Origin of the sequence: Priestia sp. D3YE.R1 (assembly GCF_049199565.1) — a bacterium.
Lineage (GTDB): Bacteria > Bacillota > Bacilli > Bacillales > Bacillaceae_H > Priestia > Priestia aryabhattai.
The window spans coordinates 310404-331887 of sequence record NZ_JBLTHW010000003.1 but is presented as its reverse complement, the minus strand read 5'-3'; the positions used below and the strand labels follow the sequence as shown (position 1 = coordinate 331887).

Genomic DNA, 21484 nt, shown 5'->3' with positions numbered 1-21484 from the left:
ACTTATGATGTCACCTCCGGCTTTCGCTGAGAAAGCAAAAATACCGTAGCGATAATAAGAATTGTACCTAACCACTCTGTCCACCCAAAGGTCACATGAAGCCATAGAACAGAGAGCGCCGCCGCTGATAAAGGCTCTGCTGACGCAAGAACAATAGCTTCAGAAGCGCTAATATGCTTCAAGCTTTCCAAATAGCAATAAAATGCAATGAGCGTTCCGAAGATAATCACAAATAGCACCGCACACAGCGACAATAACGACCACTCACCAGCTATATGCCACGGCGGATGAATAAATGAAAAACTTACACCGCCTATTACCATTCCCCAGCCTACTACTTCAACTGAGCTCCATTTCGCAAGAAGGCGTTTAGGCTGAATCGTATAAAAAGCAGACGTCACAGCTGCCCCAATCCCCCAAAACAACGCCCATCCTGTAATAGACAGCTCGTTAAAATTTCCGCTTGTTGCAAGAAAAAATGTCCCCGTTATGACGAGCGCAACAGAAATCATTTCTACCTTCACCGGCCACTTTCTTGCTTGCAGGGCTAAATAGCCAATAATAAATATTGGCGACGTATATTGAAGTATTGTAGCTGTAGCAGCGTTTCCTGCTTCAATAGCTGCAAAATATGTATACTGTACGCCGAGCATACCGATTACACCAAACAAAAGCAGCGAAGTCCTCTCTTCTTTTGTTTTCCAAATCGCAAAAATATTGCGCTGCTTAGAGGCTATTGCCAAAAGCAGCAATCCGGATACTAGCATACGGACGACGACCAGCCACTCTGCGTTAAAACCTTTATGCTGAAATAAATATTGTGCTACCGTGCCAGATACCCCCCACATCGTAGCGCCAATGATTACAAGCAGCAGCCCCCATGCTCTTTTAGATGATGTTTGAACTCCTTCCACTTGCCATTCCTTCTCTCTTTTTCATATATATTTAACTTACCTCTCTCCTCTTTAACGGTCAATAGCAAAAAAAGTCGAAGCAATATGCTTCGACTTTTTTAAATACTTTTGTGAAGTAATTTCTTGAGTAAAGGAAATAGCACATCGGGAAGTTCTTCGATGTTTGGTACTAGAATACTATATTTCCCGTACATATTTTGAATGGTTTTCTTTTGTCCTTCATCAATTTCACCGTTCGATAAAAAGACGTTGATGACTTCAATTCCATGTTTTCGTGCTTCTAATACCGCTTCGTGCGTATCTACAATACCATTTTGTTCATATCCCATAGCCGCTGGTTCCCCGTCTGAAAACACAAGTAAAAACTTCTGCTGCTCAGAACGCTGAAGCAAGCGACGTGTCATATGGCGAATGGCAAATCCATCACGGTTATCTTCTTCAGGCTCAAGCTGCATAATTTCAGGACCGCTTTTACGCTTTAATGATGCTTGAAAGTCCATAACCGTCTGCAGGTAGTTAGGCTGGCTTGTTTCGGTAGCATCATTTGTATCTTCCCAAAATCCTACAATTTGATGAGGCACCATAACAGATTTTAATGCTTCATGAAATAGCGTAATTCCGAGCTTCGTTTCATCCATTTTGTCGTACATCGATGCGGAACAGTCAACTAAAAGAGAGAAGACAGCATCAATTTGTGCAGAATCTTCATCTTTTTTATAAAACAAACGAGGATTATCATCCGTCCATAGTTTTAGAAGTTTTTTATTTAATCGGCCAAAGTGCAGCTCGCTTCTAGGAAGCGTTTTTTTATGTTCAAGCGTTTTTTCAATCATTTGCTTTAATTTCTTTTGATACGATGCAATGATTTTTTTATTCTCATCATACTGAACAACATGATCTTCGTTCGGAAGTTTAGAATCTATAAAAACAGCATAGGCATGCTTATTTTCTTTCCCATACTCATAATCTGCTTCTCCGTCTTTTTCCGGATGCGTTTGCTCCATGGCTTCGATTTGAGAGTAATCGTTCCTCGATGTTTTTTGAGAAGATCCTTGCACCATTCCCATTGCTTGATCTCCATCGTCGCCTTCACGAACACCATCGCCTAGCATATCTGTTTTTGAACCTTGATCCATATCAAACTGCAGAAAACTTTGCGTCGCTTCGCTTGTCTCTCGATGCCACATTTCCATTTTCTCTTCGTGAATGTCTTCATCTCCGTCTTTTTCATGCTCTAAAATATCATCGTTAACTAATGAATCTTTGCGTTTTAAATCTTCAAAGGTTAACCCTTCTTCTAACTGATCATACTGGAGTTCAGCCAAAAAGAAATAAGTATTAAGCATATCTTTTTCGATAATATCATCAAAAATATCTACAAGTTCAAGGCAGATGCGAGACACATCTTTTGTCGTTTTAGCTTCATATACATTTGTTAGCTGTCTGCGAATAAAAGGCATCGCTAAGTTAATCGATTCACTCATTGAAGGAATCTCTTCAAACGGATTTTCAGCCGTCAATAGCAAGTAGATGCCGTTAAAAAGTGCATCCGTATACACGCTTTTTGTTAAATTTGCGCTCATTTGTGTAGCAAAATATTTTCTGTAGAGATTTCTTCTGACTGCGAAGGCTTTTTTCGTTCCAGGACGTTCGCGTTTGCATACTTCTTCTAAACGAATATCTTCAAACAGCATAAACAGCTGCTTAGCTAAGCTAGGTACCGACGTTTTATTTATTTTCTTTAAATATGCATTAATTTCTTTGAAGTTTGAATGCTTATAGCTTCCAATACTCCTTAAAAATACATCACTTTTTAAACCGTGTACTTTGTCTTCTTCTGGACGGTTATCCCAAAAGTGACTGAGATAAATAATGCCGTGTACAGGGTCATAATAAGAAGAAACACGATACTCTACTTCAATTTCATCATTTTTTGTTAATGTTTTCGTTAAATCTGCCAGCTCCATATAGAGAAAGGAATCTACATTTTTGTCGTTAAATTTAATAAATCGCATAGCGCCACTCCTTACTCAAATAATGTTTCAGCAATATTTTGAATGGCGGCTTTTTCCCTTTCATCTTCTAGCTTTTCAATAATACCGCGTTTAATCGCGCGAAGAGGCGGCATATAAAGAGCTAAATCACACGTATCAATAAGCGCACGAATAGACGCAGCTTCTTCTGATACATGGCCGCTTTGAACTTGAGTAATTAAATCTGCAGAGAGCGTGACAAATTTATCAATTAACTTTTCGTCTTTTAACTGAGACTGAGACATTAGAACTTGCTTTAAGCTGCTCCCTTGAATATATGGCACTTCAATGACAACAAAACGATTTTTTAATGCTTCGTTTAATGGAACAGTCCCAACGTACCCTTCGTTAATAGCCGCTACTACGCCGAATGTTTGCTGACCGCGCACTACATCTCCAGTGAATGGGTTTGTAATCATTTTCCGGTAGTCAAGTACCCCGTTTAAAATAGGAAGCGTTTCAGGTTTCGCCATGTTAATTTCATCAATATATAATAAATGGCCTTTTTTCATTGCCTGAATAACAGGTCCTTCTACAAACTCGATACCTGTTTTACCTTCTTGTTCAGAAATTGTTTTAAAGCCAAGCAGCGCTTCTGCATCTAAATCAACCGAGCAGTTAACGCTATGCATCGGCTGAGAAAATAAATGCGACAGCGTTTCAGCTAGCTTTGTTTTACCTGAACCTGTTGGCCCTTTTAAAAGTACGTTTTTCCCTAGTGACAAGGCAATAATGGCATCTTCTAAAATATCTGCTTCTTCTGCTGTATAGCCGCCTTTTCCGATTAATAGCTGATCAGCATGAGATAGATTTTCATATTTACGATTCGCTAAAAGCGAAAGAACCTCTTTTGGTAATGATAATTGTGATAATTGAATTGACATAACAAAAAATCCTTTCTTTCTGCATACTTTCTATAGTTTACTAAAAAACATTCTTCTTCTCAAAGAATTGCTTTACCTATGCGTTTTCCTCAGGTTTCCGATAGAAAAATCGCCGCCTTTAAACATATATTCAGTAAAAAAAAGTAGGTTATTCACCTACTTTTTTACGATTTTATAGTTTTTATGATTAACGACTGTTTTCATGGATTCGCCCGTTTCAGCATCTTTCCCAAAATCGACGATAACCGAATTGTCTCGCACTACCATAACAATTCCTTTAAATCCTTTATAGTCGCCTTTTTTAGGCTGAATCGTATCGCCAACTTTAGCTGCTTTGACTTTAGGTGCTTGTTCTTCTGTACCTTGTGTATTTTCTACGTCCATCATGACCCCACCTTTTCCAATTTACCGTGTTTTTTATAAGTGAAAACACAATTTAATTTACTTTTTGTTGAAAATACTTAGTTTATTTTCCCACAAACATCCATGGTTAAACACCATGTGTTTGTCCATTTTAATTTTGCAAACAAACGCTGTATTTTTTATTATGTATGTAGCTGTTTTTTGTAAGAGCACATCCTTGTTCTATCATAACATTTTCTGTTTCCTTCGAACACCAATTACCCTTTAGTTTTTTAAAAAAATGACAAATTACACGGAATTATGTCGAATTTCATATGATTTTCTTTTTAGTATGATAAGCTATATATCGTATTTTAAGCATCTTTTATCTATTACATACGATTTTTGATAAAAAAACCGAAACTTTTATCCACAAATTGCGTTGATTAAATGAAAGGGGGAGAAAATGGCACAACAGCATAACTTTGAACACATTTATAAACAGCACATGCATGATTTGCTGCGCTATCTTCTCTCTCTTACTCGCAGAAAAGAATCAGCGGAAGATTTAATGCAGGAGACCTTTTACCGGGCACTTTTACACTTAGAAACGTATAAAGGCGAGGAAGTGAAGCCTTGGCTGTTCAAAATTGCTTATCACGCCTTTATTGACTGGTATCGAAAAGAAAAAAAACGCCCTACTGTCGAAATAGAAGAATGGCACTTTACTCCTCAGCCAAGTGCTGAAGAACAAGTGATGATTCAAAGTGAAATCGACGGCTGGCTTTCTGATGTATCTGCTTTGCCTCCGGCTAAGCAGAATATTGTACTGTTACGAGATTATCATGGCTTCACATATGAAGAGATTGCAGAAATGACTGGCTTTACTCTGTCAAAAGTGAAAATGGACTTGTATCGTGGTCGTCAACAATTGAAAAAAAGAAAGGAAGAGGACGGATGAGCTGTCAAGATATGAAGCATCAATGGGAAAAATATAAAAACGGCACTTTGACAGACAAAGAAGCAGAAACACTTGAACAACATACGGAAAATTGTGAAGCATGCTCAGCTCATTTAGAGCACTTGTTAACCGAAGATGAACCGTTATCGCCAACTCCATCAGCTACTTCACTAAGTGACGATACGATGTTGGATAATAAAAAAGTTAAAAAGTCCATCTATATGGCCAAATGGAAGCAGCGTCTTTCAAATGTGACAACTGTCATTAGCTCTGTCGTTCTGCTATGGATTGTCGGCAGCTTTTTATCCATTGTATATTATCATCAATCAAAAACCGAATACATAAACAGCGTCAATCAAGCGGCTATCGAATCTGCTTTTCCGAACGTTCATATACGTGAAACCACTTCTGATACACAGTCCTTTTTCCGAATGCAGTCGAAAATGGAAGCTTATAAGCAAATTGGACGTGAAGAGCAGGCCATTGGGACGTTTACATTTCATCAGCTGTTTGATAAAACGAGCGGTGTAGAAAAAGAATTTTCCGGCGGTAAATACGATCTTAACCTTTCCTTTGTCTATCCTGATCCCAAAAAACTAAAGCAGCATGCACAAGAGTATAAGGAATGGACGAATGAAACATGGAATGCATTAGAAAACCTGCCAAAAGGAACGGTAAGCGAAGTGGCTATTTCTTTTGATGATACGTATTCGCTAAAAGAAGTTCAGCAAAAAATGAACGCCATCGACAGCCGTGATTTTTCTACCTCTTGGTACGCGCTTAATACAGGGAACGAACAAAAAACAAGCACAAAAAATGAGCCATTAATTGACTTAACATCAACATTTGGCTTTCCAGAGTTTTTAGACTTGCCTTACGAGCACAAAGGAAATCAAACGCACTCTACTAGCAAGTCGAACGTTTTAAATATGATGAAACTATTAGCCGATAATGAAGAAACGGTCCAAAAAGTTCGTCAGCTAGACCATTCCGATTTGTTGCTAAAGCAGCGATATTCTTATGTAAAGAAACATGGCGTCGGTGTGTACGGCGTTGTGATTACAGGACCTACCAAAAAGCTTCTGAAATTAAAAAATGATCCGTCTATCACCTACGCGTCACTTGGAGATGTAGAGCTATGGAATTGGTTCAACCGCCCTTCATCCGGCACGTTAATGAATCAGTAACAAGCACTTGAAAGCAAGTGCTTGTTTTTATTTTATTTCTTCGTTAATTCTTCAAACCTTTCTACAGCTTCGCTTTTATCAAATGAACTAAACCATCGATAGTCTTGGTCATCTAAAATACGATAGTGCTGACTAATCATATTTTGCTGCAGACGAAAAGAACCTTCTTTTTGGATCTCTTTCCACCATACTCTTCCACCGAGCGTTTTATCTTTTGGAGAAGATACGCCGTTATGAGCAATGACTTCTACTACTTCTAAGGGGACATCTCCTAAAACCGATTGAAGGATTTCACTGTCACGAAACAAACCGCATACTGCAACAGTGGTCGTCCACCCTGCTTCCGTGCGCCCTTTTTCAATTTGAACCAGTGTTTTTTTTGAAATACCAATGACTTCAGCCATTCTGTCTTGTGAATAGTTTTTTTCTAAACGAATTAATCGTATTTTATCCGATACGGATTTAATCACTTCTTGTTTATTCATTTTTACAGCCCTTTCTTTCCATACACGCACATTTCTTTAGTGTAATATTACACCTAATTTAAGAAGAGTTTCAAGCGTTTCCCTTCATCACAAGACGGGAAATATACTGAAATGGTTTTTGTATACTAAAACAATTAAAAGGAGTTGAGAATATGTATATCATTGTATGGGCTATGCTTGTACTATACGTCTTGCTGCTAGCTCCGGGAGCAGGCGCCGCTGATGATTTGCTGTTTAAAAACCTTATCACAGGAAATTTCCAACAGGTAGATCCGCTCGTGGTTATGGTATTCTCTTTTTTTAGGACTTTTCCCAGTATTGTTCATGGTAATGATCTGTAAAAAAGATACGTACAAACTGCCTGGATGGCCCTTTTCTCTTTCATCATTTGCGCTTGGAGCTTTTTCTCTTTTGTTCTATTATCATTGGAAAGGACAAAAAGTTCGAACTCATTCGCGTATTCCTTCACGTTTCATTGCCATCATTTCTTCTCGTTTGTGGATTGGACTATGCTTAGCACTCACGATTGCAGGTTACGTATACGGACTATCTATAGGTTCAATAAAAGCTTATGGAGATGCTTTTATGCAGTCACAGCTTGTTAGCGTGATGACCGCTGATTTTTTTGTTTTAACGTGGCTTTCTTACTCCGTTATGACAAAAGAAAAAATAGCGTCCTGGCCTTACCCTCTTTTGTGTTTCATTCCAGTTGCCGGCCCTTTTCTTATTTTGTTACTAGATAACCGCCAAGATATTAGAGAAGAAAAACTTTAAATAAAAGTCTTGCGTTCCATTCATTATTCCGTTATAATCATTTCTTGTACGATGAAAGTTGATTAATTAGAAAACATTTATATATCGGCATTTTATTTACATTTGTTATACATACCTGCGCTGTGCGTATACTCATGTTGTCTTAAACCTTTGAGTGTTAAAAGGGAGCTCAAAATTTAGCTGCAGATAGCACGCCCTTCTTGGGACGCTAAACCCGGCTATGAGGGCACCCACCTAGTAGATCTGGGTATTTAAGACACTTAGGGTTACGGCAGTGCGGGCTTATTTTTTAGTTAGCTGTAGCTAGCTTTTTTTATTTTTCAATTTATTAGTTTACATAATTATTTTATTGTTAACTTATATTTTTTTTAGACATGTATGTTTTATTTATCTTCGATTGAGGAACATAAAAAGTAATAAAGGAGATGGATAAAATGAATGAACAAAAAATTGCTAAAAAAGTAAATGAAGTATTAGAAGGAAATCGTGTAGGAACATTAGCAACAGTTGTAAACAACAAACCCCACTCTCGCTATATGACATTTTTCAGCGATGAAGATGGTATCGCTCTTTACACACCAACAAATATCAATACACATAAGGCAGAAGAAATCGAAGCCAATCCGAACGTACACGTACTATTGGGCTACAGCGGCGAAGGATATGGCGATCAATACTTAGAATTATCTGGGACAGCTGTTCTTCGTACTGGCGATCAATTAAAAGGACGTATATGGAACGATCACATGAAAGAATGGTTTGACGGTCCAAATGACCCTGAGTATGTTGTTCTGGAAATTACGCCAAACGAAATTCGCTTTATGAATGAAGGCGAAGAAACTCCTCAAACTGTTCAGCTATAATAAAAAAGCGCACACTGTGCGCTTTTTTATTTTCCTACCGCTTCTTTCAATTGAGCTGCTTTTTCTTTTGGAGACGCTGCTAAGCTAATCGCGGTAATAATAGAAACGCCATCTGCACCTGCTTCTACTACTTGTTTGGCATTTTCAGGCGTGATGCCACCGATTCCTACAATTGGAAAGTCAATATTCTGTTTTCGCACTTCTTCAATTAATTTTGTACCTTGCACTGCTTTTACGTCTTTTTTTGTAGAAGTAGGAAAAACAGGTCCCATTCCTACATAATCCGCCCCGTCTTTTATCGCTTGCTGCAGCTCTTGTATATTATGAACAGAGACCCCCACAATTCCTTTTCCTATTTTTTCTCGAACAATATGAGCTTTTTCATCTTCTTGTCCAATATGAACGCCATCTGCTTGTAAACGGATCGCTAAGTCAAGATCATCATTCACAACAAAAGGAACGTTGTGCTGCTGACAAATTTGCTGAAGTTCCTTCGCCAGCTGATATTTCGCTTCTCCTGTTAGGGCACCTTCGCCTTTTTCACGGAATTGAAACACGGTAACGCCGCCTTCAATTGCTTCTTTCAACACTTCTTTCGGATCTTTTGTACAGTTATTGCTGCCCATTATAAAATAAACTTGCAGCAGCTTTTTGATTTCTTCGTTTGTCATTTTCCGGCTCCTTTTAACGTTGATGTACTCTTGCATATGATTCAATATCCTGCCCAGATAAAAGATGAAGCTGATTTAACAGCTCAATTTGAAAGCTCCCCGGCCCTTCTTCACCTTTTTTCGCTGCGGCGATTTCACCTGCCACTCCGTAAAAACTTAAAGCAGCAACGCTTGCCTCGACATATTCTTTTTCTACAGCGGCGAAAGCTCCTATAATTGATGTTAACAGACATCCAGTACCCGTCACTTTCGTAAATAACGGGTGGCCGTTGTCTACTGTATACGTTGTGTTTCCATCTGTGATTACATCTTGTTTACCTGTAATAACAATCACTGTATCTAATTTGTTCGCTGCTTTCTCAGCAAGTTCAATGACGTCTCCTTGCCCTTCTAATGAATCAACGCCTTTAATGAGCCATGACTCGCCTACTACGTTCGCAACCTCAGCAGCGTTACCGCGAATAACGGCAATATTTAACTCTTCTACAAGCTGACGTGCCACTTCTGTACGAAATGGTGTCGCTCCCGCTCCTACAGGATCGAAAATAACCGGCACGCCGTTTTCATTTGCTGATTTTCCTGCTATTCTCATCGCTTCTACTTCTTGAGCCGTCAGTGTACCCATATTTAAGACAAGCGCTCCGGCGATTCGAGCCATGTCAGCCACTTCTTCCTTCGCATACGCCATAACAGGTGACGCTCCTAGAGCAAGCAGTCCATTTGCTGTAAAATTGGTTACCACAACATTCGTAATATTATGAACAAGCGGACTTGTATCTCTTACTTTTTCTAATTGAGCTGAAATTTTACTAATATCCATGTTCTCTCACTCTTTTCATTTAGTTTTAACACTGCAAAAAAAGACAAAAAAGCACTTTGCGCATGCAAGGTGCTTTGGTATGTACTCACATTCCCTGCGCTGGCATTATCCAACAGGTTCAAATGGTCAACAGGCGCCCCTGTACTCTCAGCCTGCCCCGCGCAAGCTCCCATACTATTCTTGTTACGTTTAAAGTTTACTATTAACTTTTTTTATTTGCAACCATTTCACTGTTTTGCCGATAAAATAAAGCTTCGCTATAGGCTGAGTGGTATTGTAAATCTTATAGCTTTACTAAAAGCAGCAGTAAAAGACCTCCGGTAAGCTACTGGAGGTCTTCTATCCCTTAAAAATTCTATCATTTTTTCCTTTTCGTTATTTCTCTTGAATCGCTTGATTTCTCACAGCTGCTTTTCGGTCCTTCCCTGCTCTTAAAGATAAAAGAAAACAAAGCAGCAGTACAAGTGCAGCTGATACGTACGGATAATTAATGTTTATATCAAAGAGAAAGCCTGCTACAACGGGTCCCATAATATTCCCCAGACTTGTATAAGCAGAGTTTAGTCCGGCTACATACCCTTGGTCGTCTTGTGCCATCATCGACATTTGCGTGCTGATTGCCGGACGTAAAATATCTGTTGCTAAAAAGACGATAAATGTCACAACAATAATAAGCCAGTACGTGTGCACAAATAGCGTAAGTAAAATAAAAAGTCCCGTCATCATCAAGCAAAACGAAATCACTCTTTTTTCACCAAACTTATTTAAAATCCAGCCAAAAATCGTAACCTGCACTACAGCCCCTGCAATAGAGCCAAACGTAATAACAAACGCAATATCTTTTGGCGTAAAGCTAAATTTATGATCCACAAATAGTGAAAAGATCGTTTCATAATTGGATAATCCAAACGATGTCACAAAAACGATAATTAAACTTAAAAAATAAGGTTCTTTATAGGAATTCATAAGCTGCAGCAGCAGCCGATCTTCTTTTGGATTCTCATTATTTGAAACAGCATGATTTTGTACAGGACGAGACTCTGGCAAAACAAAAAGCGTAATCACTGCAGCCAAGCCTCCTGCTACTGCGGCCATATAAAACGGTACGCGCATACCGTATTCAGCTAAAAAGCCTCCGATACCGGGCCCGATAATAAATCCTGTTGTAATCGCCGCCGTCACATAGCCCATTCCTTTAGCGCGTTCTTTAGCAGACGTCACGTCCGCTGTATAGGCCATAACAGCAGGCATAATAAGCGCAGCCCCGACCCCGCCTAGCATTCTGGATACAAATAATAAAAGAGGTGTACTCACTGAACCAAAGAACCATTCAGACAGGGCAAAAACAATCATTCCCGCTACAATAATTTTCTTTCTTCCTAACGAATCTGATAACCGCCCCGCTAAAGGTGAAAACAGAAATTGAGTTAGTGAAAACACCGCTACTAAAAGTCCCATCACGCTGCCGTTGATATGAAGCTCCGTCATATATGTTGGCATAATTGGAATAACGAGACCGATTCCCGTAAAGATAATAAAGATATTTAGCATGAGCAGCAAAATCGCCGCTCGATTTCTTAACAATAATGACATATAAACCTCCTGGTTACAAAAATACTGAACGTTCGGTCTATAAAAACACAAAATAATGAGGGATTACTCATTACCGCAATAAGCATCCCCGATTATTTAAGAAGACCTTGCTATAATTCCGTTTAAAAATACATCGATTGCTGAATGGTAAAGCTGCAGGGCATTTTCCGTACTCGTTTTTCGAGACATGCGGCTCATTCCAACAAACAGCCCTTCTAAAATTACTGCAAGCTGCTCTGCATTTTTATGAGAAAACTCGCCTTCATCGATACCTTGTTGCAAAAGTTCGCGATTAAACTCCACGTGTCGTTTCACCATCTCATCAATTCGCTCTTCGATGTCGCTGCCCTTTTCTTCGTTGTTAAAAAACTCATCGGCAGCTTTCGTAAGAGGGTGATTCAAATCATCTAAAATGATTTGCTCTGCTATTCCAAAAAGCTTATCTCTTGTTGTTTTGTAAAGAGACTCTCTTTCTTTCCAGTTTCGTTCCCACTCAAGATTCCATTCGTCTATTAAATAAAGAAAAAGCCCTTCTTTACTTTTAAAGTGATAATAAATATTCCCTTTGCTGCTTCCCGTAGCTTCTACAATTTCCTCAATAGATGTAGCTTTATAGCCTTTTTGAGAAAACAATGCTTTAGCGGCATCTGCCACTTTTCTTTTGGTTTGTTCACTTTGAAGCTTTTTTTTATTCAAGCTATTTCCACCGCCCCGTACATTTATTATTTATACTGAACATTCGTTTTGTATTATCTGACACCTATACTACATAGGAAAAACCTTTTTGTCTAGTGAGAAAACCTAGTTTATACCTTTTCATATGAATCATGACCAAAACAAAGCCTTTTAAAAAGGCCTTGCCTAAAAAGCTTACTTGCTAACAGGATAAATGACAGCTGCTTGCCCGCACAGTTTGCATACAAATAAAAAAATCATCTGCGCCTTCTTTCCTGCCTTTTAATCAGTCAATTTCTTTGTCATAAATACACTGTATGGATCTTCTTTGTAGGTAGAAAACGGGTCGCACTCGTAAAATCCAAAACTGGCGTATAGCTTTCTAGCCGGTTCAAAAGCGCGTGCGGATCCTGTTTCTAAGCTTAAGCGCCGGTACCCTCGTTTTTTTGCTTCATTTATTATGTACTGCAGCAGCTCTCTAGCAATTCCTTTCCGCAAATGGGCGGTAGCTGTTCGCATCGATTTGATTTCTCCGTGGTGCTCATCTAACTCTTTTACAGCTCCGCACCCTGCTAGCTGACTTCCTTCCCACACGCTCCAAAACGTAATATCACGTTGTTTTAAACTTTCAATACCTAGAGCATGAATACTTTCAGGGGGCGAATGTAAGTTCATTCCTTGAAGGTGAGAACTTACTAGTTCAATAACTTCATTGTTCGTTAAATGGTCTTTTGTTATTTTAATCATCTTCTCTTCCTTCCTGCTACTAAGGGGTAGTCAACTACAAACCGACTTATAAATAAATTCACTGTCGACCTTTAAAAATCCTTTTATACACTCCTTTCTTTTTCTCCAGTTATTAAAACCGACTTTGCCAAGCAGATGTTTCATACATTGTTAAACGGAGGTGAAATTCGTTGAAGAAAGTTTTATTTTGTCTTGTCCCTCTTTTGTTTCTATTATCCGCCTGCTTTAGTGATCCTGTTCAAGATGATTTAATCGACTATAACAATCAAGATTTAAAAAAAGCCGCTCAGCTTGAAAAAGAAGCGATTGACGCATACGATTCTGTTACAGGCGCTAACTACACAAGTGACGCTGTTATGTACGATACGATGACGAGTGAAGTCATTCCTACCTATCGTAAATTTGTTGACGAACTGGAAAACATCGATGTAGAAACCGACGATCTTCGAAAGGTTCATGAAGGCTATATAAAGGCTGCCAACACCCAGTATAATGCTTTCATTAAAATTGTCAGCGCTTTAGAAAAGCAGGATCGCAATCTTATTGCTGAGGCAAACGCTATGCTTGATGAAGCACGAAAAGGCATACGCGATTATAATGCAGCTATTAAAAAGCTGGCTAAAGAACATGATGTGAAAATTGAAGAACCAAAAACACAGCGAGAAAACAGCCTATAGTTTTGATGCAAAAAGAAGGTCTCTAAAAATAGTAAGAGACCTTCTTTCGTATGCTGTTTCAATTTCTCCACGTTCGCTAAATGAAGAAGAATATCAGGAAATATTGCTTAACGATGCATAATAAGAGGCAATAATTTCTTCATCTGAATGCGGAATTTCGTTTCCTTTTACAAGCTGAGCGCCGTTAATACAGCCGCTTGTAAGTAAAATAATATCATTCGGCTTTCCTAAAGAAAGCGACTTTAATACGCCTTCTGTTCGAGTAGGAGCACGGTGAATATTGCTTGCGCTCGGATTTAAAAAACCTGTCATTACTTGATTTACAATTGCGTTCGGATCATGATGACCTGGGTGATCAACCGTTACGATAATTTCATCAGCTTTTCCTTCAATGGTGCGCGCCATTTTAGGCATTTTATTAAAATCTCGAATGCCGATCCCTGCAATCATAACAATCAGCTGGTTATACTCCATCTTTTTTACTTCTTCTACTAAACGAGTAAGGGCAACAGGCGTATGAGCATAGTCTAAAATCACTTTTTGGTTATTCGGACCTTCTATCACTTGAAATCGCCCTTCTGGACTTTCCAATTGAGGAAGCACGCTAATAATATCCTCAATGTGGTATTCAAAGTGAAGAGCTGTACCAATGGCCGCTAGCACGTTAGCAATGTTGTAATCGCCATATACTGGCACTGCTACTTTGTATGATTGTCCTTTATAAAGTAAATCAAAGAAAGAGCCCCCTTCTTTGACAGTAATGTTTTTTGCTTGCAGAGTTGCCTCCGCATTATTTAATAAGCTATACGTGACTTTAGGGCCTTCAAATAGCCTGCTTAAGTCTTTACCCATGTCCTGATCATCTATATTAATAACGGCATGTTTGGCCTGTTGAAATAATTTCATCTTGCATTTTTTATAGTGCTCAAACGTTTTATGATACTCTAAATGCTCTTCCGATAAGTTTGTGTGAATCGCTACATCAAAATAGATATTTTCTACTCGCTGCTGATCAATCGCAATTGAAGATACTTCCATCACTGCCGCTTCATCGCCTCTTGTATACAAATCATAAAAAATCTTATGCAAGTCTACCGATTCAGGTGTTGTAGGCGTACTTTTTTTATAAACTAACTTCTTCTTTGATGACCAAATGCCGGTCGTTCCAATCGATCCTGTTGGCAGTTTTAAAAGAGTTAAAAGCGACCTTACGTAAGCTGCTACGGTTGTTTTGCCATTTGTACCTGTAACGCCAATTGTCTCAATTTTTTCATCCGTATAATCAAAATACATTTTAGAAAAAGACGCCATTACTTTGCGAACGTCGTCAACAGCTAAAAACGTACAGTGAGAATAATGAGTGCTTAAAAGACGCAGCTCCTCAATACTTGTCCCAAAGACTGCTACGGCTCCTCTAGCTATCGCTTCTTTAATATATTGATGTCCGTCTTCGTTTTCACCTTTTATACTAAAAAATACTGATCCGTCGTGAACCTGCTTTGAATGATATGTGAGATGGTTGATCGTTTGAGATGCAGGCCCAAAAATATGTTTAATTGATAAGTTCGTTACTGTATTAAAGTGGATGTTCATAGCTATTCCTCACAGTGTATAAATTTTATTTTTAATATGTTCTAAAATCCCTTAAATACTCTTTGAAGGGTACTTTTTCTTTATCTCCATTTATAAAGAACTTTCTACAATTCAATCTTTTTATTTTGCTTTCATGTGTAGAACGAAAATAAAGAAAAGACGGATCACTATTTTTTAAAACTAAAATCATGTAAAATATGGGTGAACTGTGTATATCATACCAGCAGCAAAAGCGAAGTATTGTAGTAAAATATTCCCCCTACACGTACGAAACGAAACCATTCTTTAAAATAAAATAATTTCATAGAGTAAATTGAACCATGATAAATACTTGAAAGTGGGGTAACAAAGATTACTGTATTAATCGGTCCCTCCCTTTGCAAAATAACAAAGAAAACATCATAATAAAAGATGCGCATCACAGCGTGAATGACTCTGCTTTGAAAGGATGGACTACAGCAAATGACGCGTTCTCTTTTAGCGATTGAACCACTTCCTCTTTCGTTTTATCAACAGCCTACGCTTGAATTAGCTCAGTCGCTGTTAGGATGTCTTCTTGTTCACGAAACGGCAGAAGGAACTGCATCTGGTTTTATTGTAGAAACAGAGGCTTACAAAGGGCCATTGGATCGAGCAGCTCATAGCTTTAACAACCGGCGCACAAAAAGGACGGAGGTAATGTTCGGTCCTCCTGGTCATGCTTATACTCATACGATGCATACGCATTGCTTACTCAATGTCGTAAGCAGCGACATCGATTGTCCAGAAGGCGTCCTCATTCGAGCTATTGAGCCCTTTAGCGGAAAAGATTTGATGAAAACTAGACGTCGAGGGATGGAAAATGAAATAAATTGGACAAACGGTCCTGGGAAACTAACAAAAGCACTAGGGGTTTCAATGGATTTGTACGGTCATGATCTAACCAGCTCTCCTCTTTATATTGCTCGTGGCTTCACTCCTCCAGCGATTTCCGCCGGGCCTCGCGTTGGCATTGATAATTCTGGTGAAGCGAAGGATTACCCTTGGCGCTTCTGGGTTACCAATCACCCTTGTGTATCGAAATTCAGGTGAACAAAAGGCAAATGATTTATTAACGAAAATAAAAGAAGCACCTCTTTTTAGAGATGCTTCTTTTTGCTTACGCCCACCACATTTGTGAGGGAGTTTCTTCAATTAATACACTTTGTAAGTTTGTAACCGCGCGTTTAAATCCTTCTTCAATCGACATGATTGGATCTTCGTGCTCAATGCTGACTACATAATCGTATCCGTATATGCGAAGTGCACTCATCATATCAGACCACTCTTTTACATCATGTCCGCATCCTACGGATCTAAACGTCCATGCACGCGTTTGGACTTCTCCGTATGGCTGCATATCCGTCAGTCCATACATGTTAATATTATCCTGGTCCAAGTACGTATCCTTTGCATGGAAATGATGAATCGCATTTTCTTTTGCTAAAATTTTAATAGCTCCTACCGGATCAATTCCTTGCCACCATAAATGACTTGGATCAAGGTTAGCGCCAATCGCTGGACTTGTTTTTTCGCGAAGCTTTAGGAGCGTATACGGAGTATGAACTAAAAATCCACCGTGAAGTTCTAAACCAATTTTTACATTATGCTCCTCCGCTAGTTCTCCAATTTCTTTCCAATAAGGAACAAGCTTATTTTCCCACTGCCAATTCAATACGTCTCCATACTCGTTAGGCCAAGGAGTAACAGGCCAGTTTGGGTACTTCGCTTCTTCGTGATCTCCTGCTGTTCCAGAGAAGCAGTTAACCACTGGAACATCTACTAATGATGCTAGTTGGATGGTCTTGCGAAGCGTTTCGTCAGATTCTTTTGCAAAACTTGCCTCAGGTGAAATAGGATTGCCGTGGCAGCTAAATGCGCTGATTGTAAGTCCGCGGTCTTTTATCTGTTTCATATATGCTTCTCTTTTTTCTTCATCTTCAAGCAGCTCATCTAGCGGACAATGACTGTTTCCCGGATAGCCGCCCGTTCCGATTTCAACAGCATGAAGGCCTGCTGCTTTTACTTTATCTAACATCTCTTCAAAAGAAAGATCCGCAAATAAGACCGTGAATACTCCAAGTTTCATTTTAATTTCCCCCTGTGCGATATATTTCGTCAATAATAGCTGAGACTTGAAGCGCTTCTTGTGGCTTTACCACTAATTCAGCATTTCCTTTACACGCTTCAACGAAATTTTTAGCCTGACTTAAGCTATAATCATCTTCTCCATCTATCCAAGGTGACGTGCTGTTCATGAGCATACCGTTTTTAGACGTGTATAGTTCAAACGGAAACACGCTTAAACCGCCCTCTACCCCTGATATGCTTACGTGCTCTTCATCATCTTCGATGTTAGCAGCCCAAGAAGTTTCTAAAAGAAGCGACGCTCCATTTTCAAATTTAATATAGGCTGTTACATGATCATCCACGCTGAATGATTCATGATCAAATGTTCCCCATTGATTTACTTGGTTAGGCGTTTTACTCAGGTCATTATATGTACTTCCCAGTACTTCAGTATGCTTTGGGTTTCCCATTAGCCAAAGGGTTAAATCAAGCAAATGGCAGCCGTAATCAATTAAGCTGCCTCCTCCTTGAAGATCTTTGTTCGTAAATACCCCCCAACCGGGAACCTTTCGCCGACGCATTGCTCTGACACGTGCAACTAATGGTCGCCCTACTTCTGTCATCATTTTTTTCGCAGCCTGTGCTTCTTTCATGAATCGGTAATGATACGCAATCGCTAACTGCTTACCTGATTCTCTAGCAGCGGCAAGCATTTCTTCACCTTGCTCTTTAGACATCGCCATTGGCTTTTCACATAGGACGTGAACGCCTGCTTTTAGCGCTTCTACTGCAAACTCGGCGTGAAATTTATTCGGTGTACAAATACATACAGCATCCACTTCTTTAAACATATCTTTGTAATCAACAAATACGTGAGGGATATTATGCTCATTGGCTACCTCTGTGGCTCTTTCACTATTAATATCGCTAAGCCCCCAAATCACACATTCATCACCCAGTTGTTTGAATGCCGGGATATGCCTGCTTACAGCAATCCCTCCTGCTCCGATTATGCCAATTCTCACGTTTTTCACCTCTTACACGCGCGTAATTTGTTTCGTTTGACTTGATTTTAAAGCTGCTAAAATAACAGCAAGTGATTTTAATCCTTCTTCACCAGGAACAGGAGACTCTTTATCTTCTGCAACTGCATCTACAAATTGTTCAATGACGTGAGAATTACTTTGTCCGCCTTCATCGTTCGACTGGATTTTTCCTAATTCATAGTTCACCACTTCACCGGTTGCATATTGTGCAACTAATGAATACGTCGGATCGTCTTCTAAACGAAGAATCCCTTTCTCTCCGTAAACAATCGTGGAGTTATCTTCTTTTCCATTGTAAGCCCAGCTTGCCGCAAGCGTCCCGATAATCCCGCTTTCCGTTTTTAATACGCACACAGCATTGTCGTCTACATTTGCAAAGTCTTTTGCATTGCTTTCCACAAATGCACCGACTTCTACAATTTCTTCACTCAATATGTAGCGAAGCATATCGGTTTTATGAACGCCTAAATCCCCCATAGCTCCAATAAACGCTTCGTCTTTTTTGAAGAACCAGCTGTCTTTTCCGTCCACGCTCCACCCCTCAGGGCCACCGTGGCCAAAAGCCGTACGGAAACTATAAATTTTACCGATTTCCCCTTTTTCAATAAGTTCACGAGCTTTTTGATGAGAAGCTACAAAGCGCTGATTATGTCCGATCATTAGTTTTTTACCGTTTGTTTTTGCTGCTTCAATCATTGCTTTCGCTTCTTCTTCTGATGTTGCCATCGGCTTTTCACACAGAACATGAACTCCGCTGTTTAACGCTGCAACCGAAATAGGCGCATGAAGATAATTGGGCGTACACACGCTCACTGCTTCCACTGTACCGCTTGCTAAAAGTTCCTCATAGTTTGTGTACGCTTTTACACCGTACTGCTGTGCTACGCTGTTTGCACGTTCGGTGTTTATATCGCAAACGGCTACTAATTCTACTAGTTCATTCATCTTATATTCTGGTAAGTGACGGTGTTGCGCAATGCTTCCACACCCAATAACGCCAATTTTTACTTTTGCCATCTTTCCTATCCCCTTTGCTTAAGCATTATTAATTAGTTTTTAACAGCGATTGATTCAAGCGGTTGCGCATTGCCGTAAACAGGACGTTTTCTCTCTGCTGGCTTCGCCCATTTAATAGCATTCATAATGACACGCTGAATGTCTTTGTTATGGTATGTTGGATATGTTTCATGTCCAGGTCTGAAATAAAATACTTTTCCGTTTCCGCGTTTGTACGTGCAGCCGCTTCTGAAAATTTCTCCGCCTTCAAACCAGCTTGTGAAAATCAGTTCATCAGGTGCTGGAATATCAAAGTGCTCTCCGTACATTTCTTCGCGCTCCAGCTCGATAAATTCACCAATACCTTCCACAATCGGATGGCTCGGTTCTACTACCCACAAGCGCTCTTTTTCATCTGCTTCACGCCATTTTAAGTCGCAGCTTGTGCCCATCAACGTTTTAAAAATCTTAGAAAAGTGACCTGAATGTAAGACAATAAGCCCCATACCGTCCAGCACGCGCTGCTTTACTTTCTCAACGATGTCATCTTTTACTTCGTCATGCGCTAAATGACCCCACCATACTAAAACATCCGTTTGATTTAATACTTCTTCTGTCAACCCGTGTTCTACTTCGTCTAATGTTGCTGTGTGCGTGCGAAACCCTCCTTCTTCTAAAAAAGAAGCGATGGCACCGTGGATGCCTTCAGGGTAAATTTCTCTTACAACCGGATTTTTCTGTTCATGACGATTTTCATTCCATACTGTAACGTTAATCATTTTCATATCCCCTTTTTTTGTGAATGCTAACTTATATCCCCTTTTTTGATAAATGCTAAACTTGGGTTAACCGGTTAACTTACTGTGGTTCACTCGCGCTTAGCAGTCGAATCTCGAATAATAAGTTCAACCGATAATTTTACATGTTGCAGCGTGCTGAAACGGTGTTCAATTGCTTGAATAACAGACGTCGCGGCGACGACTCCTTTATTAAATACATCTTGACGAATGGTTGTTAGACTTGGAGATGCATAGCTACTAAAGGTTATGTCATCAAACCCTACGATTGAATATTCCTGCGGAATTTTTTTCCCCTTTTCTTGCAGTGCTTTCATAATTCCAAGCGCCAGCGTATCAGAGGATGCAAAAACTGCCCGAATATCCTTATGATCTTGCAGCAGCTTGTTCCCTAAATTGTAACCGTTATCAAACGAACTTTCGTTCACTTCAAAAACAAACGTCTTTGATGGTGTAATGCCCGCTTCTTTTAATGCTTTCTCGTAGCCTATATACCTCTTTTTATCCACTGGACTATTGACGAGGTGATGAGCAACAAAGGCAATTTCTTTGTGTCCCAAACTCACTAAATGTGTTGTAGCTAGATATCCTCCATACTCATCGTCTACAGAAATATGATGATAATCACGTTCGTACCTTTCGTATGTATCTACTAGCACAATCGGATTCGATAACGCTTTCATTTTTTCATACAATCGATGCGGGAAGGCTCCTAAAAACAGAAGACCATCAATATTTCTCGTCCGAATCCATTTTAGGCAATCAGCTGGGCTACTCACTCCGGATATGACTAGATCATAACCATGCTTACGGATTACATATTCAATTCCACTAATCATTTCACTGTAATAATGGTTATCTTTAAATATAGTAGAAAGTGAATCATCTGTAAGCGGGAACATCACGCCAATCATATTTGACTTTTGTTTCGAAAGACTAACGGCGGTTAAATTGGGTTCGTAGTTTAATTCTTTTACCGCTGTTAAAATTCGCTCTTTTGTTTCATCGGATACTTTGTTAATTCCGTTTAAGACGTAAGATACTGAAGCTGCAGACACTCCTGCATGCTTTGCTACATCACGAATCGTTATCTTTTCTCCCATAAAATCTCTCCAGTTAAACGGTTAACTATTTACTCGTTCATTATAATTCACTCCTTTATTATCAGTCAACGTATTTTTCAAATTATCTGTTAACTATTATAATATCTTCCTAGATTGGTATGTTTTAAGCAGTGACAAGATGTATTGACACCTGTTAATCTTTGAAACGTACATATAAAGTTCGGTGCACAGCACGCACCGATCCGTGATAAAAGGGGCGTTCAAAAGGATTTCA

At 39.4% G+C, this 21484-nt stretch carries 23 protein-coding genes, 1 other RNA gene and 1 riboswitch; of the genes, 8 read left to right on the top strand and 16 right to left on the bottom strand.

Translation table 11 applies throughout. From position 1 onward, the window contains the following. Nucleotides 1-2: 2 nt before the first annotated feature. The 4 genes from ACOZIR_RS20005 to ACOZIR_RS19990 form a co-directional block, all read right to left on the bottom strand. Nucleotides 3-914 carry an EamA family transporter gene (locus ACOZIR_RS20005; protein ID WP_421535769.1) on the bottom strand — a complete coding sequence of 304 codons (912 nt, stop codon included), beginning with the start codon at nt 912-914 and terminating at the stop codon, nt 3-5. A gap of 98 nt (nt 915-1012) precedes the next feature. Continuing rightward, complete coding sequence (locus ACOZIR_RS20000) at nt 1013-2929, bottom strand: vWA domain-containing protein (RefSeq protein ID WP_045290476.1); 1917 nt, start codon at nt 2927-2929, stop codon at nt 1013-1015. An 11-nt stretch (nt 2930-2940) separates the two neighbouring features. Then, a complete protein-coding gene (locus ACOZIR_RS19995; protein ID WP_014460283.1) occupies nt 2941-3831 on the bottom strand; it encodes an ATP-binding protein in 891 nt (296 codons plus the stop codon). Between the two features lie 156 nt (nt 3832-3987). Further along, nucleotides 3988-4218, bottom strand: a complete 231-nt coding sequence (locus tag ACOZIR_RS19990; protein ID WP_013056869.1) for a YkvS family protein — start codon at nt 4216-4218, stop codon at nt 3988-3990. Nucleotides 4219-4639: 421 nt separating this feature from the next. Here ACOZIR_RS19990 and ACOZIR_RS19985 point away from each other — a divergent pair, with 421 nt between their 5' ends. Further along, a complete protein-coding gene (locus ACOZIR_RS19985) occupies nt 4640-5134 on the top strand; it encodes an RNA polymerase sigma factor (RefSeq protein WP_013056868.1) in 495 nt (164 codons plus the stop codon). After that, nucleotides 5131-6321, top strand: a complete 1191-nt coding sequence (locus tag ACOZIR_RS19980; protein ID WP_045290479.1) for an anti-sigma factor — start codon at nt 5131-5133, stop codon at nt 6319-6321. The genes ACOZIR_RS19985 and ACOZIR_RS19980 overlap by 4 nt, the downstream gene beginning before the upstream one ends. A gap of 32 nt (nt 6322-6353) precedes the next feature. Here ACOZIR_RS19980 and ACOZIR_RS19975 read toward each other — a convergent pair whose 3' ends face one another. Continuing rightward, nucleotides 6354-6806 carry a helix-turn-helix transcriptional regulator gene (locus ACOZIR_RS19975; protein ID WP_045290628.1) on the bottom strand — a complete coding sequence of 151 codons (453 nt, stop codon included), beginning with the start codon at nt 6804-6806 and terminating at the stop codon, nt 6354-6356. A gap of 152 nt (nt 6807-6958) precedes the next feature. Between ACOZIR_RS19975 and ACOZIR_RS19970 the strand changes: the two genes are divergently transcribed. From ACOZIR_RS19970 to ACOZIR_RS19955, 4 genes are all read left to right on the top strand, one after another. Further along, nucleotides 6959-7147: a hypothetical protein gene (locus tag ACOZIR_RS19970; RefSeq protein ID WP_421535768.1), complete on the top strand. Its 189-nt coding sequence runs from the start codon at nt 6959-6961 to the stop codon at nt 7145-7147. Then, nucleotides 7125-7580: a hypothetical protein gene (locus ACOZIR_RS19965; RefSeq protein ID WP_421535767.1), complete on the top strand. Its 456-nt coding sequence runs from the start codon at nt 7125-7127 to the stop codon at nt 7578-7580. Before ACOZIR_RS19970 ends, ACOZIR_RS19965 begins: the two co-directional genes overlap by 23 nt. A 109-nt stretch (nt 7581-7689) precedes the next feature. Beyond that, a non-coding RNA gene (ssrS, locus tag ACOZIR_RS19960) (6S RNA) lies at nt 7690-7867 on the top strand. 147 nt (nt 7868-8014) lie between these two features. Then, entirely contained in the window at nt 8015-8443 is a 429-nt protein-coding gene (locus ACOZIR_RS19955) for a pyridoxamine 5'-phosphate oxidase family protein (RefSeq protein WP_013082985.1), read from the top strand. A gap of 26 nt (nt 8444-8469) precedes the next feature. On the opposite strand, the gene thiE is transcribed toward ACOZIR_RS19955, so the two are convergent. The 5 genes from thiE to ACOZIR_RS19930 form a co-directional block, all read right to left on the bottom strand. After that, a complete protein-coding gene (thiE, locus tag ACOZIR_RS19950; protein ID WP_045290483.1) occupies nt 8470-9114 on the bottom strand; it encodes a thiamine phosphate synthase in 645 nt (214 codons plus the stop codon). Between the two features lie 13 nt (nt 9115-9127). Continuing rightward, nucleotides 9128-9934 carry a hydroxyethylthiazole kinase gene (gene thiM, locus ACOZIR_RS19945; RefSeq protein WP_013056862.1) on the bottom strand — a complete coding sequence of 269 codons (807 nt, stop codon included), beginning with the start codon at nt 9932-9934 and terminating at the stop codon, nt 9128-9130. Nucleotides 9935-10008: 74 nt separating this feature from the next. Beyond that, nucleotides 10009-10117, bottom strand: a riboswitch (TPP riboswitch). Nucleotides 10118-10309: 192 nt separating this feature from the next. Further along, nucleotides 10310-11527, bottom strand: a complete 1218-nt coding sequence (locus ACOZIR_RS19940) for an MFS transporter (RefSeq protein ID WP_045290485.1) — start codon at nt 11525-11527, stop codon at nt 10310-10312. Nucleotides 11528-11623: 96 nt separating this feature from the next. Further along, complete coding sequence (locus ACOZIR_RS19935) at nt 11624-12223, bottom strand: TetR/AcrR family transcriptional regulator (RefSeq protein ID WP_045290487.1); 600 nt, start codon at nt 12221-12223, stop codon at nt 11624-11626. 261 nt (nt 12224-12484) lie between these two features. Next, complete coding sequence (locus ACOZIR_RS19930; RefSeq protein ID WP_421535766.1) at nt 12485-12949, bottom strand: GNAT family N-acetyltransferase; 465 nt, start codon at nt 12947-12949, stop codon at nt 12485-12487. Nucleotides 12950-13119: 170 nt separating this feature from the next. Here ACOZIR_RS19930 and ACOZIR_RS19925 point away from each other — a divergent pair, with 170 nt between their 5' ends. Further along, a complete protein-coding gene (locus tag ACOZIR_RS19925; protein WP_013082979.1) occupies nt 13120-13626 on the top strand; it encodes a hypothetical protein in 507 nt (168 codons plus the stop codon). Nucleotides 13627-13719: 93 nt separating this feature from the next. Here ACOZIR_RS19925 and ACOZIR_RS19920 read toward each other — a convergent pair whose 3' ends face one another. Next, nucleotides 13720-15219 (bottom strand): UDP-N-acetylmuramoyl-L-alanyl-D-glutamate--2,6-diaminopimelate ligase, encoded by a 1500-nt coding sequence (locus ACOZIR_RS19920; RefSeq protein ID WP_421535765.1) that lies wholly within the window; start codon nt 15217-15219, stop codon nt 13720-13722. A gap of 462 nt (nt 15220-15681) precedes the next feature. Here ACOZIR_RS19920 and ACOZIR_RS19915 point away from each other — a divergent pair, with 462 nt between their 5' ends. Then, nucleotides 15682-16290, top strand: coding sequence for a DNA-3-methyladenine glycosylase (locus ACOZIR_RS19915; RefSeq protein ID WP_328120374.1), 609 nt, complete (start codon nt 15682-15684; stop codon nt 16288-16290). A 67-nt stretch (nt 16291-16357) separates the two neighbouring features. Here ACOZIR_RS19915 and ACOZIR_RS19910 read toward each other — a convergent pair whose 3' ends face one another. The 5 genes from ACOZIR_RS19910 to ACOZIR_RS19890 all read right to left on the bottom strand — a co-directional run bounded on the left by ACOZIR_RS19910 (nt 16358) and on the right by ACOZIR_RS19890 (nt 21249). Next, on the bottom strand, nt 16358-17326 hold the full coding sequence (locus ACOZIR_RS19910; RefSeq protein ID WP_328120375.1) for a sugar phosphate isomerase/epimerase: 969 nt from the start codon (nt 17324-17326) through the stop codon (nt 16358-16360). 1 nt (nt 17327) lies between these two features. Then, entirely contained in the window at nt 17328-18332 is a 1005-nt protein-coding gene (locus tag ACOZIR_RS19905; RefSeq protein ID WP_045290496.1) for a Gfo/Idh/MocA family protein, read from the bottom strand. A gap of 12 nt (nt 18333-18344) precedes the next feature. After that, nucleotides 18345-19370 carry a Gfo/Idh/MocA family protein gene (locus ACOZIR_RS19900; protein ID WP_045290498.1) on the bottom strand — a complete coding sequence of 342 codons (1026 nt, stop codon included), beginning with the start codon at nt 19368-19370 and terminating at the stop codon, nt 18345-18347. A gap of 32 nt (nt 19371-19402) precedes the next feature. Next, nucleotides 19403-20128, bottom strand: a complete 726-nt coding sequence (locus ACOZIR_RS19895; protein WP_013056851.1) for a ThuA domain-containing protein — start codon at nt 20126-20128, stop codon at nt 19403-19405. Between the two features lie 89 nt (nt 20129-20217). Continuing rightward, a complete protein-coding gene (locus ACOZIR_RS19890; protein WP_045290500.1) occupies nt 20218-21249 on the bottom strand; it encodes a LacI family DNA-binding transcriptional regulator in 1032 nt (343 codons plus the stop codon). Between the last annotated feature and the right edge of the window lie 235 nt (nt 21250-21484).

Excerpts from the sequence above, each read along its gene's own strand:
- ACOZIR_RS20000 (WP_045290476.1), bottom strand. The coding sequence starts at position 2,929 with ATGCGATTTATTAAATTTAACGACAAAAATGTAGATTCCTTTCTCTAT.
- ACOZIR_RS19995 (WP_014460283.1), bottom strand. The coding sequence starts at position 3,831 with ATGTCAATTCAATTATCACAATTATCATTACCAAAAGAGGTTCTTTCG.
- ACOZIR_RS19990 (WP_013056869.1), bottom strand. The coding sequence starts at position 4,218 with ATGATGGACGTAGAAAATACACAAGGTACAGAAGAACAAGCACCTAAA.
- ACOZIR_RS19985 (WP_013056868.1), top strand. The coding sequence starts at position 4,640 with ATGGCACAACAGCATAACTTTGAACACATTTATAAACAGCACATGCAT.
- ACOZIR_RS19980 (WP_045290479.1), top strand. The coding sequence starts at position 5,131 with ATGAGCTGTCAAGATATGAAGCATCAATGGGAAAAATATAAAAACGGC.
- ACOZIR_RS19975 (WP_045290628.1), bottom strand. The coding sequence starts at position 6,806 with ATGAATAAACAAGAAGTGATTAAATCCGTATCGGATAAAATACGATTA.
- ACOZIR_RS19970 (WP_421535768.1), top strand. The coding sequence starts at position 6,959 with ATGTATATCATTGTATGGGCTATGCTTGTACTATACGTCTTGCTGCTA.
- ACOZIR_RS19955 (WP_013082985.1), top strand. The coding sequence starts at position 8,015 with ATGAATGAACAAAAAATTGCTAAAAAAGTAAATGAAGTATTAGAAGGA.
- thiE (WP_045290483.1), bottom strand. The coding sequence starts at position 9,114 with ATGACAAACGAAGAAATCAAAAAGCTGCTGCAAGTTTATTTTATAATG.
- thiM (WP_013056862.1), bottom strand. The coding sequence starts at position 9,934 with ATGGATATTAGTAAAATTTCAGCTCAATTAGAAAAAGTAAGAGATACA.
- ACOZIR_RS19940 (WP_045290485.1), bottom strand. The coding sequence starts at position 11,527 with ATGTCATTATTGTTAAGAAATCGAGCGGCGATTTTGCTGCTCATGCTA.
- ACOZIR_RS19930 (WP_421535766.1), bottom strand. The coding sequence starts at position 12,949 with ATGATTAAAATAACAAAAGACCATTTAACGAACAATGAAGTTATTGAA.
- ACOZIR_RS19920 (WP_421535765.1), bottom strand. The coding sequence starts at position 15,219 with ATGAACATCCACTTTAATACAGTAACGAACTTATCAATTAAACATATT.
- ACOZIR_RS19915 (WP_328120374.1), top strand. The coding sequence starts at position 15,682 with ATGACGCGTTCTCTTTTAGCGATTGAACCACTTCCTCTTTCGTTTTAT.
- ACOZIR_RS19910 (WP_328120375.1), bottom strand. The coding sequence starts at position 17,326 with ATGAAACTTGGAGTATTCACGGTCTTATTTGCGGATCTTTCTTTTGAA.
- ACOZIR_RS19900 (WP_045290498.1), bottom strand. The coding sequence starts at position 19,370 with ATGGCAAAAGTAAAAATTGGCGTTATTGGGTGTGGAAGCATTGCGCAA.
- ACOZIR_RS19895 (WP_013056851.1), bottom strand. The coding sequence starts at position 20,128 with ATGATTAACGTTACAGTATGGAATGAAAATCGTCATGAACAGAAAAAT.
- ACOZIR_RS19890 (WP_045290500.1), bottom strand. The coding sequence starts at position 21,249 with ATGGGAGAAAAGATAACGATTCGTGATGTAGCAAAGCATGCAGGAGTG.